12 protein-coding genes and 1 pseudogene are annotated in these 14,891 nt (G+C 57.0%); 11 read left to right on the plus strand and 2 right to left on the minus strand.

Annotated features, from left to right (window positions below; translation table 11 throughout):
* Window positions 1-27 precede the first annotated feature (27 nt).
* Entirely contained in the window at window positions 28-2,133 is a 2,106-nt protein-coding gene (locus Q0J60_RS09235) for a sigma-54-dependent Fis family transcriptional regulator (protein WP_294440838.1), read from the plus strand.
* A gap of 78 nt (window positions 2,134-2,211) precedes the next feature.
* Window positions 2,212-3,582 (plus strand): MFS transporter, encoded by a 1,371-nt coding sequence (locus tag Q0J60_RS09240; RefSeq protein WP_294440840.1) that lies wholly within the window; start codon window positions 2,212-2,214, stop codon window positions 3,580-3,582.
* Window positions 3,583-3,641: 59 nt separating this feature from the next.
* Here Q0J60_RS09240 and Q0J60_RS09245 read toward each other — a convergent pair whose 3' ends face one another.
* Window positions 3,642-5,069 (minus strand): carboxylate--amine ligase, encoded by a 1,428-nt coding sequence (locus Q0J60_RS09245; RefSeq protein ID WP_294440842.1) that lies wholly within the window; start codon window positions 5,067-5,069, stop codon window positions 3,642-3,644.
* On the minus strand, window positions 5,062-6,354 hold the full coding sequence (locus Q0J60_RS09250) for a GNAT family N-acetyltransferase (protein ID WP_294440843.1): 1,293 nt from the start codon (window positions 6,352-6,354) through the stop codon (window positions 5,062-5,064). Before Q0J60_RS09250 ends, Q0J60_RS09245 begins: the two co-directional genes overlap by 8 nt.
* A gap of 219 nt (window positions 6,355-6,573) precedes the next feature.
* Here Q0J60_RS09250 and Q0J60_RS09255 point away from each other — a divergent pair, with 219 nt between their 5' ends.
* From Q0J60_RS09255 to Q0J60_RS09295, 9 genes and pseudogenes are all read left to right on the plus strand, one after another.
* Window positions 6,574-6,852 carry a BrnT family toxin gene (locus Q0J60_RS09255; RefSeq protein WP_294440845.1) on the plus strand — a complete coding sequence of 93 codons (279 nt, stop codon included), beginning with the start codon at window positions 6,574-6,576 and terminating at the stop codon, window positions 6,850-6,852.
* Window positions 6,824-7,081: a type II toxin-antitoxin system BrnA family antitoxin gene (locus Q0J60_RS09260; RefSeq protein ID WP_294440847.1), complete on the plus strand. Its 258-nt coding sequence runs from the start codon at window positions 6,824-6,826 to the stop codon at window positions 7,079-7,081. The genes Q0J60_RS09255 and Q0J60_RS09260 overlap by 29 nt, the downstream gene beginning before the upstream one ends.
* Before the next feature lie 290 nt (window positions 7,082-7,371).
* Window positions 7,372-8,493, plus strand: a complete 1,122-nt coding sequence (locus Q0J60_RS09265; RefSeq protein ID WP_294440850.1) for a hypothetical protein — start codon at window positions 7,372-7,374, stop codon at window positions 8,491-8,493.
* Complete coding sequence (locus tag Q0J60_RS09270) at window positions 8,468-9,175, plus strand: polyphosphate polymerase domain-containing protein (RefSeq protein WP_294440851.1); 708 nt, start codon at window positions 8,468-8,470, stop codon at window positions 9,173-9,175. The genes Q0J60_RS09265 and Q0J60_RS09270 overlap by 26 nt, the downstream gene beginning before the upstream one ends.
* Before the next feature lie 8 nt (window positions 9,176-9,183).
* Window positions 9,184-9,858 (plus strand): DUF4956 domain-containing protein, encoded by a 675-nt coding sequence (locus tag Q0J60_RS09275; RefSeq protein WP_294440852.1) that lies wholly within the window; start codon window positions 9,184-9,186, stop codon window positions 9,856-9,858.
* Between the two features lie 51 nt (window positions 9,859-9,909).
* On the plus strand, window positions 9,910-11,265 hold the full coding sequence (locus tag Q0J60_RS09280) for a CotH kinase family protein (RefSeq protein WP_294440854.1): 1,356 nt from the start codon (window positions 9,910-9,912) through the stop codon (window positions 11,263-11,265).
* Window positions 11,266-12,008: 743 nt separating this feature from the next.
* Window positions 12,009-13,184 carry a class B sortase gene (locus tag Q0J60_RS09285; RefSeq protein ID WP_294440856.1) on the plus strand — a complete coding sequence of 392 codons (1,176 nt, stop codon included), beginning with the start codon at window positions 12,009-12,011 and terminating at the stop codon, window positions 13,182-13,184.
* A 79-nt stretch (window positions 13,185-13,263) separates the two neighbouring features.
* Window positions 13,264-14,709, plus strand: a complete 1,446-nt coding sequence (gene purF / locus Q0J60_RS09290) for an amidophosphoribosyltransferase (protein WP_294440858.1) — start codon at window positions 13,264-13,266, stop codon at window positions 14,707-14,709.
* 3 nt (window positions 14,710-14,712) lie between these two features.
* Window positions 14,713-14,891 (plus strand): annotated as a pseudogene (locus tag Q0J60_RS09295) (phosphoribosylformylglycinamidine cyclo-ligase); the annotation flags it as partial.

Raw genomic sequence — 14,891 nt, forward strand, 5'->3', positions numbered from 1 at the left:
ACGACGAGAGACTGGCAGGAGGCATAGATGTACGATCGCAAACGTCTCGCAGAGGCATGGAGGACGTTCGTTACCACGGGCGTGGTCGATGAGGATGTGGTACGTCCCGAGATCGCCCGTTCATGGCGCCGCTGCCGTGCCGCCGGCGTGAACCCGTGGTCGTCGTACTATCCTTCGATCGATGAGGCGTTGCTGAGGGAGAAGCGTAAGAAGTACGCCCATTCGTTGGCGGCGAACACGCCGATCATGCGCGTGATCATGGCGCTCCTCGAATGCAACGTGTCGCTCATGGACCAGGAGAACTTCGTATTCGAATTCATATCGCCTCTGAGCTACTACCCCCGCACGTTCGGCACGTACGTGTTGGAAGAAGAGGTGGGCACCGGCAATGCGACGGTGGTTCCTTACGAGAAGAAGCCGGTACGCGTGGAGGGGTTCGAGCAGTATCGCTCCATCGCCCAGACGTATTCGGGCGTAAGCGCCCCGTTCATCGATGCGAACAAGAAGTATTTCGGCGCCCTGAATTTCAACGACCCGTTCAACCCGCTGCCCGAGTACGCGCTCGACATGTGCGCCATGGGCGTCGATTTGGCGAACGAGCTGTTCTCGGCGGGCAGGTCGCTGAATGCGCGCCTGTCCACGGCGGAATTCTTCGCGCCGCTTGCCAACCTCATGGACGAGCCGGTGCTGATACTCGATCTTCAGGGGCATGTGCTGCTCGCCAACAGCGCCATGCGTTCATATGTGGCCGGATACGAGGATTTCTCCTATGCGAGCCAGTCGATCGACGCCTACCTGTCCAAGAAGACGAACGCGTCGTATCTGATGCGCGAGCCCATCAAGGACGGCCAGCCGCTCGCCATTTCGTTCAAGGCTCCTCGCAAGAAGGGCGAACGAACCCTCTACCTGGTCAGGAGGCGCTCCATCGACCTTGGCAACGGCCTCACCTACGTGGTGTGCGTGTTCAAGGAATCTGCGAAAACCGCCAAGGTGGTTGTGTCGCGCACATCGGAGCCCAAGGTCATGGGCCGCGCCACCACGCGCGAGACCGTGAACTACATCGGCGAATCCGACGCCTGGATGAAGGTGGACAAGCTGGTGCGCAAGATTGCGCCCATCAAGGCTAACGTGCTCATCCTCGGCGAAACCGGCACCGGCAAAGAGGGGGTGGCGCGTGCCATTCACGCCATGTCGGGGCGCAAGGGTAATTTCATCGCCATCAACTGCGGCGCCATTCCGCGCGATCTGTTCGCCGCCGAACTGTTCGGCTACGAACGCGGTGCGTTCACCGGCGCCAACGAGAGCGGCGCCCCGGGCAAGATAGAGGCGGCCGACGGCGGCACGCTGTTCTTGGACGAGATCGGCGAGATGCCGCTCGATCTGCAGGTGGGCCTTTTGCGCGTGATTCAGGATCAATCGGTCACGCGCCTGGGTTCGACGGAAGCGCGCAAGTTCGATGTGCGTTTTCTGGCGGCCACCAACCAGGATGTACGTTCGCTCATCGACTCGCAGAAGTTCCGCGCCGATCTGTATTACCGATTGAGCATGGTGGAGATAGAGCTGCCTCCGCTGCGCCGCCGCGATGGCGACGTGAGGCTTCTGGCGGACTACTTCAACAAGGATCTATCCGAATCGCTGCAGCTTCCCTATACGCCTTTGCCCGAGGATGTGATGGAGGCGTTGCAGAACTATACGTGGCGCGGCAACGTGCGCGAGCTGCGCAACATCGTGGAGCGCACGCTGATCATGGCGGGCGAGGGTGCCAACGTGACGCTCGACGATTTGCCGGCGCACATTGCAAATTCCGTTTCGACGGGTTCTAAATTCGTAGGTCCAGCGTTGAACATGTCCGGTCTTGCCCAGGCGAGCGCGAAAAAAACATCTACACAAGGTGGCGCTAAAAATCCTTCTTCTGACGCTCATGGTGAAAAGGGTGAAAAGGGTGATGTGGACGCATTTGCCCCTAAAGGCGAGGCCAACGCTGAGCGAAACCGAATTATTGCACTTGTGGAAGAGCACGGTGGGAACATGTCTAAGGCCGCCAAAGCATTGGGCATTTCGCGTAACACGCTGTACAAACGCATGGAGCAGCTTCATCTTAGGGTGAAGGTTGAAGTGGTTATCGACGAATAGGGCGCTTGTGGGGTTGCAATGGCATGATTCTTGCTAATTGGCAGCTAAACGATAGTTATCAAAAAAGATTGGATATCGATGCCTGCCGTATTGCAAGAAACCCAGGAAAAATATGTCCGCTCCCGAGGACCGCACTTTGCATTTTTTGTCGAGTTCGCTTTAATTCTCTGCATGTTTTGTCCGGTTTCCTTCGGACATAGTTGCGCTGGCATTTTCTATCCATATGCGGCTTTGGACTTAGGATGTGGAACGGGTGTGTTGAGCTACTTTACGCCGCTTGCCTGTCTTTCTGGTCTGGTGTTTATGCCTTTTGCCGGTCGATTGCTCAACAGTTGTGATGCGCGAATCTGCCTAGCGGCATCCTGCGGCGTTGCTGGGCTGGCTTTTCTGCTTTTGTCGATGTCTACGCAGTTATGGCAGTATCTTGCTTGCGGCGTTCTGATGGGATTTGGCACCTCCGTTCTCATCTATCTTGCTCCTGCGACGCTCGTTAATCGATGGTTCGCTAAAAATGCCGGTTTTTATATCGGGCTTATTGCAGCGTTTACTGGAATCGGGGGTGTTGTCTGGGCAGCTGCGGGAGGCGCACTCATCCAGGAAGTCGGGTGGCAGTGGACGCATCGTATTTTTGCATGCATTACATTCGCATGCATCCCAGTTATGTTTTTATGTGTGGCGAGCAGGCCAAAAGATAAGGGTATATTGCCTTATGGCGCAAACGAAACAGGCGATATTTCCGCAGCGGGTGCAGGCATTCCATCGAAAAGCGGCGATGCAATTGCTCCTCTCGCGCCGGGGGATCATCCGAAAGCAAGAAAGGGAATCTCTGCCAAAGAAGCTTTCAGGATGCCTCAGTTGTATCTAATCATGGGATTTGCTTTCTTTTTGAATTGCGGCATGTATCTCAACGGCATGATTCCATCGTATGTATCAACTTTGCCATTGGGCGCGGCTGTTCCCATGCTGGGGTCAATCGCGACTTCGCTTTCTATGGCTGCGCAGACTGGCACGAAATTAATGTTGGGATACATCGGAGAAAAACATCCTTATGCAGGGCCTATTTTCTGCGCATCTGCAGGAATCGTCGGTGTAGTGCTGCTGTTGCTCGGCGGTAGTTTGGGAATTGCGGGGCTTATAGGCGCTGCAGCAATACTGTATGGAATATATTACGGAGTCACCAACGTCATGTCTCCCTTACTTGCCCGAAAGACATTCGGCGGACTGGAGTATCCCATTATATATGCTCGCATCTCGATGGCAGCGAATGTGGCAGGTGTTCTCTCTGGTTTTGTATGGGGCGCAGTCATAGATTTGGCAGGCTTCGGAGCGGCATATGCTGGAGGCATGGTGGTGATTTTTCTAGCGATTGCGTGCACTGTGGGGTTGGCGTTCTTCCAGAGACGGGACATGAAACGTTATCTTGTGGAATCCGGATTGGAAGAAGCGTAGCGACGGGAAGAGGCCTGAGATGGGGGTGCATTATCTAAGGGTCTTCTTGGGGAATTTGCCTACGGTCTGCCGCAATCAACCCAAAACGTTGCAGCAGTGAGCCCGCCTGCCAGCCCGGTGACGATTTCGCTCGGTCCCAAGCGGGAGAAAACTCCCTTAAACGTGCCGTCGTACACATACAGCCCCAGCAGATTCGCATACGAGCGTGGCTCGACAATCTGCATCTGTGCCCCTGATTCATTGTCAGCGATGCTTGCAAGAGGAATGGTGAGCGTGCGGTATGGTCGAATAAATCGTTGAGCGAGGAACAAATCTCCACTGGCACTGTTGGCGAATTTGTTCACCAATCTGTTCCATTCGCTTTGGGGCGTCTCTATCCCCAGATGCACTTCGTCTGCCCCATAGTGATCTGCCGGCTTGATGACCCAGGCGCTTTTGTTCGTTTTTACTTCATTGATGTCAACGCGAGAGCTATCGAGGATGGCCGTGAAGGGGATATGCTCTTTTATGAAATCGTTTTCAGCTCCGGTCAAAAATGCGACGGTCTCAGGGTCTTGGAGTACATTAAATAGCCTCTTGTCATGAACAAGATGGCCTGAAAACCCACCTATGAGCAGAATATCTCTGCGTCGGGCCGCCTCAAGAAAATCCTGGGATTCATCCCAATGAAGCAAGACGTCGTTGGTGACGCATCGACGCCAAATTACGTCGATGAGCCGACCATCTGAAGTGTGCAGGCCGTCGTTTCTGAGCGCGAGGGAGCGAACGTCGCATATGGAGCACTCGATGCCCCTTGCTTCGAAGCGCGAACGATACTCTTCGAACTCTTCCAGCGTTGCGCATTCAAGGTAATCGCAGATTGCAATATGGGAAGTTTTGGGGTTGCGGCCGTTCGCCTTCAGAATCGAGATACATGTGTCAATCCAGCTTTCGAATAGTTCGTTTCCCTCCAGCTTATGATTGCCTAAAAACGAGGAGTAGGCACTCGTCAGGCTCATCGCCCGAGCGACTTCGCGATCTTCGTTCATGCCCGATGAACCGTCGGCGTTCAATTCGCAGAACACATACGACCCCGTTGCTTCGTCGAGAAAAATATCGTAGCGGGCGAAGGGGGCATAAAGATCCTTGCCATCCGCTGAAAGAATGAGTTCTTCGAGACGTGAGTCAAACCCGAAGAGCGCACGGTATGCCGGGTCGCAAAGATAGCGGTTGCGAACCTTATTCAGAATCGAATGCATGATGGCAACGGCTTGAGTCATAACCGCTTTGGTGTTGTTGTCGAATAGGCGTGGAACAACAGCGCAGGGGGTCACTTCCCCGTGCACGATGGCGGTCGATGTGCTCATGTACGTTGCGGCCTTTTGCCCATCGGCCGAGCCTTCAGTGGATGCCGTTATGAACTGCAGCCATTCGTTCGTAAAGGCGGCATTCGCGAAACGGGGTTTCGTTTGTGCGCCGATGCTATTCCTGGGTGTCATGCTATTCATTGTCACTTTTGTTATCGCATTGCTGAGCTGGGGTGGGGCAGTTTTTATATGCGCGATACTTGCGCGCTTCTTTGCAGAGAGCTTCAAAAAGGGCGTGTTCATTTTCGAGATATTCCGGATGCCATTGAACGCCCAGAAAGAAGGGAAGCTGGGGGTCTTCTAGCGCCTCAATGATGCTGCCGCAGCGCGCTGTCGTCGTGAGCATGGGAGAAAGATAGTCTATTGCCTGATGATGCATCGAGTTCACGGGCAGAACCAAAGGTGAATCATCTGCATGCATATTGCTGTGAAGAATGGCGTGTAGGTGCGTGCCGAAGTCAACGGAAACAAAATGCGCTGCAGAAGTGTATGGCTTGGGTTGGTTGTGATCGACGTGAACGACGAGTTGTTCTGAAAGGGCATCGCTTTCGGAGAGGGCGGGCGAGCCAGGGACGACTACCGTATGGGGCGTGTCATGCCCAATGTGTTGGATGAGGGTTCCCCCAAGCGCAACGTTCATTATTTGCATTCCGCGGCATATTCCCAAAACGGGAAGCTTGCTTTTGTGCGCCTGCGCCGTAAGAGCGATCTCGAATTCGTCGCGTTGTCTCTGGACATTCGATAGCAGAGGGTGATGGGTCTGCTGTCCGTATTCAAATGGGTCGATGTCGCCTCCGCCCGCGAGGATAAGGCCGTCAAGCGCTTCTAAGGCGCATGCAGCGTATTCGGGCGTTCTCTCGATTGGTGCCACCATGATGGGAATACCTCCCGCAGCCCAAACAGCCTCGGCGTACTCCCTGTTTATTGAGCAAAGGTTTGATTCGTAGTCGAGTTCGGTGGTGATACCTATGACGGGTCGTTCGGTTCCGTTCTTGGGCATGTGCGGGGCGCGCATTACCATCGGTAGGGGCTTGCATGTTTCAAAATCGGGGCATTCGTTGCAGTCGGCAGCAACCTCTGCGCAAATTGAACCCCAGGGTGCCTCCGTACAGTCAAGCGACTGATAGAAAGGTATCGCGTATCCGCGCGCTACAAAGCGTAGCTCGCCGTAGGTTTCGTGTGCGGCATTCATCAGCGCTGCGCCTAAGCCCATTCCGCGTGCGTGTTCGGACGTGACGATGGGATTTACGTACGCGATGCCGTCAAAGATTCGAATTCGGCAAAAACCGCCAATGCGCCCGTCGGCAAGTCGCGCAACAAGAGTTGTTTCAAAACCCTTAAGTACGCCCATGCCTGCCGCTTCGCCTAATGCAACAAGTTCTGGCTCATCTCCGGATTGTGCCGGTTCTATCGTGTAGTTCAGCATTGTATATGCCTCTCGTGCTCGGTTTTGTTCTGATTGGTAGCAAAATTCATGCCATTTTCTTGGCAGCTCTAACGTTATCGCAACCAAATACTTGGTGGTTGCCGTGGCCCAACGGTCTGGTTTACCAGATTTGTACCATTGCCTCGTCATTATTCAAATAGCTTACAAAAGGTATATGAGATATACCTAGCAAGGTAGTATAATGAAGCGAGGCAAAGTATGGAATTCGAATACGACCCAAAAAAGAGTATTTCGAACCTATTGAAACACGGCATCGACTTCATGCGTGCGCAGAGGCTGTGGGATTCTCCAACGGTCGAGGTGTCCGTGAATGGAGATTATGGCGAAGAGCGCTTTGCTGTGTTTGGTGTGATAGAGGGGAAGAACTGGACCGCAATCATTACCTATCGCGGAGGCAATATCCGCATCATTTCTGTAAGGCGATCGAGGAAGAACGAGGTCAAATACTATGACGAAAAAACAAGCATCGAGCATTGAGGAGTTTGACCGTATCTTTGACGAGGGCAAAGAAGACATTCTTGATTATCTTGATTTGGATACGGCGGTGGTGCGTCCTCCCCTTAACAAAACACGGCGCGTAAATGTCGATTTTCCTGAGTGGATGATTCAGGGTCTTGATGAAGCCGCCGATCGTCTCGCCATTAATCGACAGGCAGTCATCAAGACCTGGATAGCCGATAGGCTGAAACAGGAAAAGATGGCGTAGGGGTTTACCTTTTCTGGCTGCCCCGGTGAATCTGGCCCACCACTTTACATTCCCTTGACAAACAATTTACACTTCCGCACGTCATTCGCCAAAAATGTCGTTGTTGCGTAGCGTTTTCTATGAAACAATTTCGCTATCAGCATTCTCCTCTGGACGGACAGAGGAGACGACCTTTGTGTTCGCAAGGTGGGGCTTTTGGCATCCATCCTCGCGCGCCGCCGAGTTCCACCCGACGACGCGAAGGTTCCCAGCACAAGACTGCATCGAACCTTTGAGGGGATGTGAGAACAATGACCAAAAAGCGTATGATTATCGCGCTCGCAGCCGTGCTCTCGCTCATGGTATGCGGCAGCCTGATCGCTGGATGCGCGCAGCAAAGCGCGGCAGGGTCCACGGCTATTTCGTCGGGGGACGCCGCTGTCCAGCAAGAAGACGAGATTTATGGCACCATCGTGTTGCGCGTGAACCCGGAGATTGCCGTTTCCTACGATAAGCAAGGCAATGTCGTCAAGGTCGAGGGCCTCAACGACGATGGCCGCGCTCTTGTTCCTTCCGATGACGAATTCGTCGGCCAGCCGTGTCGCAGTGTGGTGGAAACGCTGCTGGGCAAGTTCAACGAGGCGGGCTTCCTCGTTGAAGAGGTCGAAGGAGAAGGCCGCCAGGTGCAGATCGAGCTTGAGGATGGCTCGCATATGCCCACCCATAACTTCCTGAATGACATCGTCGAAGGCGCCGATGCCTATGCGCACACCAATAAGGTGAACGCAGTGTTCGCTGTTTCGGGAACCACGGATTACGGCTGGTCGTACTACGATGACACCGATTACGGTCCTAGCAACGATGGTGTGACGGATTACGATGATACCGATTACGGCCCCAACAACGATGGCGATTCCAGGTACGACGATAAGAACGACGACAAAGACGACGGCAAGACTGATTATGCCGGCAAGACCGATTACGACAAGGACAACACCGATTACGGTAACTCTAGCTACACGAAGCCTTCGAGCGGCTCCAGCTCCGGCGGGTCTGCCTCGACCGGCGGTTCGACCGGTGGGTCCTCGGGCGGCAACTATAGCGGCGGCGATTCCGGCTATAGCAATTATGGCGGCAATTCGAACTACAACGATAGCGCCTACAACAATCCGTCCCCGTCTAAGCCTTCCGGCGGAAACAGCGGATCCTCGGGCGGTACCTCCAAGCCCTCCGGTGGCAGCTCTGGCGGCAGCTCGGGTGGCGGAAGCTCCACTCCTGCACCGCAGCCTGACCCCGTGCCCGTGACCCCGCCCAGCGGTGGCGGTGGAGGCAACTCCGACTACGGCGATTCCAACTACGGCGGAGGCAACTCCAATTACGGTGGCGGCGATTCCGGCTATAGCAATTATGGCGACTCCGGTTACGACGACTAGCGCGTATCCGCCCTGCAAGTTTCGCCATGAGCTCAAACACCAGGTGAACAACGCCGAGGCGCGCGTGCTCTCCGCGCGCCTCGCGCTTCTTTTCGGGCGCGATGCGCACGCAGGTCCTGATGGAACCTATCGCATCACCAGCCTGTACTTCGATACCCCCTATGACGAGGCTCTGCGGCAAAAGATCGAAGGCATCGACCGGCGCGAGAAATTCCGCATGCGCTACTACGACAGCAATCCCTCGTTCGTGAAGCTCGAAAAGAAGATCAAGCTCGGCGGACTGTGCAGCAAGCGCTCGGCGCGCCTGACCCCTGAAGAAGCGCGTCGCATCGTCAGGGGCGATTTCGCGTTTCTGCTGGAAAGCGACGACCCTCTCAAGCTTGAGCTCTATAGCAGGATGCGCGGCAAGCTGCTCGCGCCTCGCATCGTGACCGCCTACGACCGCGAGGCGTATACCTACGCGCCCGGCAACTGCCGGGTGACCATCGACCGCAATTTGCGCAGTGTCGCGCCCGATCATTTTCTCGATGCCTCGTTTGGTCTTCCTGTGAGCGACGGCATCGTGGTGGTGGAGGTCAAATACGACGCATTTCTGCCCGACATCGTGCGCATGGCGGTGCAGATTCCCAACAGGCGACATGCGGCATATTCGAAATACGCCATGTGCCGAAAATACGGATAGGAAGTTCAATGACCACGTTTCAGGACATATTCAACTCGAGCTTTCTCGAGCGTGTGGGGTCGGTTTCGGTGGTGGATACCGCCATCGCGATGGCTCTCGCGCTGCTCGTGGGCATGTTCATTTTTCTCGTATACAAGCGAAGCTATTCCGGGGTTATGTATTCGGCGAGCTTCGGGGCAAGCCTTATCGTTTTGACCCTTGTGACCACGCTGGTGATTCTTGCCATCTCCACCAATGTGGTTCTGTCGTTGGGCATGGTGGGCGCGCTGTCCATCGTGCGCTTCCGAACGCCGGTGAAAGAGCCCATGGACATTGTGTTTCTGTTCTGGAGCATCGCGGCGGGCATCGTGCTGGCGGCGGGCCTTATCCCTCTCGCGGTGTTCGGGAGCCTGTTCATCGGGCTTGTGCTGCTGGTGATTTCCATGCGTAAGCAGGTCGAGCGCCCCTATATCCTGGTTCTCCACTGCGCCGGCGAGGCGGCTGAGAAAGAGGCGTCCGACTATGTTTCGAAGAACGCCCGCGCCATGTCGCTCAAGAGCAAGAGCGTTCTTCCCGATGCCGTCGAACTCAATTACGAGGTTCGCCTGAAAGACGGGTCCTCCTCTTTTGTGAACGGCCTTGCCGCCATGGAGGGCGTGACGCATACCGCGCTCGTGTCGTACAACGGCGACTACATGGGCTGATGATGCTCCATGCTAAGGTCGCGTGGATTTGAAATCGCATGCGGCGTCGCCATGGTTCTTGCCGTTGCGGCCGCCGCCGCTTTTGCCGCGGGCTTCACCTTCGGCCTGACTCCGGCGTCGTCTTCCCCTGCTTACATGACCCGGCTCTTCGACGACAGCCGCGTGCATGAAGTGAATATCGTCATCGACGACTGGGATGCGTTCATAGCGGCGGCGCCGGAAGAGGAGTACGCCGAATGTGATTTGGTCATCGATGGGGAGACGCTTGAGTCGGTGGGCATCCGCGCCAAGGGGAATAACTCCCGTCGTCTGGTCGAGGAGTATGGTTTGTCTCGTTACAGCCTCAAAGTGGAATTCGACCATTTCGCCGAAGGCGGGAGTTACCACGGCTTGGACAAGATGTCGCTCGATGCGGCGTTCCAGGACAACTCATATATGAAGAGCTATCTCGCGTTCGACATGATGGAGCATATGGGCGTACCTACTCCCGCCTCGAGCTATACCTGGGTGACGGTGAACGGCGAATCGTGGGGCCTTTTTCTTGCCATCGAAGAGCCCGAAGAGGCATTTGCGCAGCGCAATTTCGGTATTGACCATGGGCAGCTGTATAAGCCCGACTATAAATCGCTCGAGGACGAGAATCACGACGTTCATCTGCGCTACGTGGGCGATGATCCCGCCTCGTATGACAACATATTTCGTACAGCAAAGTTCGATCTGACGGATTCTGACAGGGAGAGAATGGTTGAGTCCCTTCGAATCCTTTCGACGGGGGAGGAGCTGGAGCAGGTCGTCGACGTCGATGAAGTGCTGCGCTATTTCGTGGTGCAGACGTTCGTGGTGAACCTTGACAGCTATCTGGGTCGCACAGGGCATAATTACTTCCTCTATGAGGAGGAGGGCGTGCTTTCCATGATTCCGTGGGATTACAATCTGGCGTTCGCCACGTATTCGCTGGGCATGCCCGACCCCATCAACGATGCGGAGCTCTACGTGAACTATCCCATCGATACGCCCGCCGAAGGCGAAGTCATGTTCGATCGCCCGCTGTACCACAATCTCATGAAATACGGTGATTGCTTCGAGCGCTATCACGCGTACTACGCGGATTTCCTTGAGGGCTATTTCAAGAGCGGCACTTTTGAGGCGAAGGTGGCCGAGACGTATCGCATGATTGCTCCGTACGTAGAACGCGACCCGACGGCGTTCTGCTCATACGTGGACTTCGAGCTCGCCGTAGAAACCATCAGGGAGTTCTGCCTCCTTCGTGCGGAGAGCGTGCGCGGTCAGTTGGAGGGCACCATCCCTTCGACGATTGCCGAGCAGGCAGAGTTTCCCGATGCGCGCGTGGATGCTTCGAGCATCTGGATTCCCGACATGGGCGAAATAGCGGATTTAGAGGACTAGGGCACGGGGGAGGGAGGAAGGGAAAGAGTTCCCTTCCTCCCTCCCCCGTGGACCCCCTCCCTCCTTCTCTTCGCTCCAGGGCGCATGGGAAACCGGATGATTGGGGATTCACTGCCCACTCTGGCGCACATCGCTTCGCTTGTGCGCGGTTCGCAGCTTTTGCTGGGGTTGGGGTGTTGCCAAGTGCCTCGAGCTTTGGGTTCGCGCTTCGCGCGGCGGAATTCGCTTCGATCTTCCGCGACTTGTAGGTGTCGGCTCGTCAACTAATCTAACCCCGGGTCGCGCGAAATGGCTTGGTGAGGTATCATTGCAGAAGCTTGAAGTTACTTATATGAAAGCGTGCGGCGCATCGGGGCTCGTTCGGGCGCTGCAGGCGTTTGCACAAGGAGGAGAACAATGAGCTTTCTGCCCATGGAGGCAATCTGGATTATTGCCGCTGTCATCGTTATCATCATCGTCGCGTTCATCGCAAAGGGCTTCATCGACGAGATGAAGAAGAAATAGCGTGCGCTCGCCTCGGTCATTTGACAAGAAAATGACGCAGAGGTTTGGCAAAGCGATGTATTCGGGCGGGATATGTCCTTTCAGGGGCGTGTCCCGCCTTTGCGTTATCTATCATGGGAGCCACTATGAACTCACGTGACGAACAACCCTATCGCGGCAGGCACGCACGGCCCGCTTCAGGCGCGTCCCAGGACGCCCGTCGCGGCGCGCCCACGAGCGCTCCACAAGGGGGGCGCCGTGTGCCGCCTGCGTCAAACGCTTCTCATTCGGCGGATTTTGGCGCGCGTCAGACGAGCGGCGCGCGACCGCCGTATGGCCAGCCGGCGCAGTCTCGCTCCGGCAATCGAGCTCGCCCCGGCCAAGCTCGTCCCGCCTCGAGTGGCGTGCTGCCTCCAGTCAATCCCCCTGCCGACCAGTGGGACGTGAGTGGCGTCTCAACCAACGCCGCGCAAAACTTCAATACCTACTCGCGGGCCAATTACGGCCGTCAGATGATGGATTCGCGCAACCGCGGCAAGCGTCGCATATGGACGGTCGTATTGGTGATCGCTTCGCTCGTGCTGGTGGCGTGCCTGGCAATTTTGGGCGTTATCGCTTGGGGCTACTACAGCGGTACCAGGACCTACGACGAAATCGCCCAAAGCGCTAACGTGGCCACCGAGGCAAATGCGCTTGCCGACATGACGGTGGATTGGGATGCGCTTCTGGCGCAGAATCCCGATACCGTCGCATGGATCTACATGCCGGGTACCTCTATCGACTATCCCGTGGTGCGGGGCGATTCCGACGAGGAGTATCTACGCAAAGATTTCGCCGGAAACGAAGGCGGCATCGTGAGCAAGGGCGCCATCTTCCTTTCCGTGGTGAACAGCCCCGATTTCTCCGACGACAACAACTTCATCTATGGCCACAACATGAACGACGACACGATGTTCGCGCATCTCGTGGCCATGGAGGACCAGGCGGCCTTCGACGCGGCGCGCACATTCTACGTGTTTACGCCTACCTGCAACTACCGCTGCACCACGCTCGCGCTCGACGTGGTTGCCAATACCGAAACGTCCATCATCCAGCCGACGTTTGCCGATTCGGCGACGCTGGCCCAATACGCCCAGGAACGCATAGATGCGGCTACCGCCAAGGCGACCGATGTCGACCTGGGCAGCATCTCCAAGATGTTCACGCTCATCACGTGCGGCGACGATTATGCGACCACGCGTGCGGTGCTGTTCGGCGGTGTGGTGGAAACCGCGGTTCCTACGAATGCCCAAACGGCAGAAACGCAGGAATCGAGCGATCAGGGTGACGAGGCCGGCCAGCAAGAGGGCGACCAGTCCGGTGGCGCTTCGGGCGAGGGCCAGGATGCCGCGTCCGACGAGGCGGCAGACGGCGGAGAGAATCAGCAAGCGGCCTAGCGCACAAGACAAGGCAGTCGAGTGAAGCGCATCGTGCAGGACGGGGCGCTTCGACATAGAAGAAAGAGGGTAGACACCTGTGGCGACGTCCATCTTTCCCGGCGAGGCGCCGGACCGTCCCGAGGAGGAATGCGCGGTATTCGGCGTGTATTCCCAGACCGACGATGTTGCAAGGCTTACGTGTTTCGGCTTGCAGGCGCTGCAGCACCGTGGCCAGGAGAGCGCGGGTATCGCGGTGGGCGATGGCGAAACCGTGACCGTCACCAAGGATTTGGGGCTGGTCACGCAGGTGTTCGACGAGAGCGCGCTTGCGGCGCTCAAGGGGCGCGTCGCGGTGGGCCATTGCCGCTATGCCACCAGCGGAGGCGCCTCGTGGATGAGCGCGCAGCCTCATATGTCCGCCATCGACGAAGTGCTTATCGCGCTCGCGCATAACGGCACGCTCGTGAACACCAACAGCATCCGCGCCGACCTCATCGCCAAAGGCGTTCAGTTCCGCTCCAACACCGATAGCGAGGTCGCGTGCCAGGTCATCGGCTACGTGACGCGCGAGACCCATCACCTGACCGACGGCATCCAGCGCGCCATGGAAACCATTGAGGGCGCCTACGCCATGGTGCTCGCCAGCCCCACGGCGCTCTACGCTTTCCGCGACCCGCACGGCATCCGCCCGCTATGCCTGGGCAAGCTGCCTGGCGATCGCGGCTGGGTAGTGTCGTCGGAGACCTGCGGCCTTGATATCGTGGGTGCCGAGTTTGTGCGCGACGTGAACCCCGGCGAGATCATCCGCATCAATGAGACGGGCATCTCAACGCTGCAGGCGGTTCAGCCCGCCGAACCGCGCGGCTGCATTTTCGAGTACGTGTATTTCGCCCGCCCCGATTCGGTGATCGACGGGCAGAGCGTCTATCAGGCGCGTCGCGCCATGGGCCGCGTGCTGGCGCGCGAGGCTCCGGTGGATGCCGATCTGGTACTGGGCGTGCCCGACTCCGGCGTGCCCGGGGCGCTGGGCTACGCCGAGGCAAGCGGACTCGAGTTTACCGACGGCATCGTGAAAAACCGCTACGTGGGCCGCACGTTCATCCAGCCCACGCAGGAAATGCGCCAGATGGGCATCCGCATCAAGCTCAATCCGCTGCCCAGCGTGCTGCGCGGCAAGCGCATCGTGGTCATCGACGACAGCATCGTGCGCGGCAACACGTCCAAAAAGCTTGTGAGCATGCTGCGCGCGGCGGGCGCCATAGAGGTGCACCTGCGCATCGTGAGCCCCGAGGTCATGTGGCCGTGCTTCTACGGCATCGACACCGCCACCCAAGACCAGCTGATAGCTGCTAATATGACCAATGAGGAAATGTGCGCGTTCATCGGGTGCGATTCGCTGGCGTTCATCTCGCTTGCGGGCCTGCGCGAGGCGTGCGGGAACGCTCAGCACAAGACGTTCTGCGAGGCGTGCTTCACGGGCGAGTACCCCGTGGCGCTGCCCGAATCCATCACCAAGACCGCGTTTCTGACGAAAGGGGAATAAGTCATGAGCCAGATCACGTACGCCGATGCCGGTGTGGATATCGAAGAGGGCGCCGCTGCGGTAGACGCCATCAAGGAAGCGGTGCATTCCACCTATCGTCCCGAGGTCATCGGCGACATCGGCGGGTTCGGCGGCCTGTTCAGTGCTGCGGCCTGCAAAGATATGGAAGACCCCATCCTCAT

The organism is uncultured Slackia sp. (assembly GCF_944321625.1).
Lineage (GTDB): Bacteria > Actinomycetota > Coriobacteriia > Coriobacteriales > Eggerthellaceae > Slackia.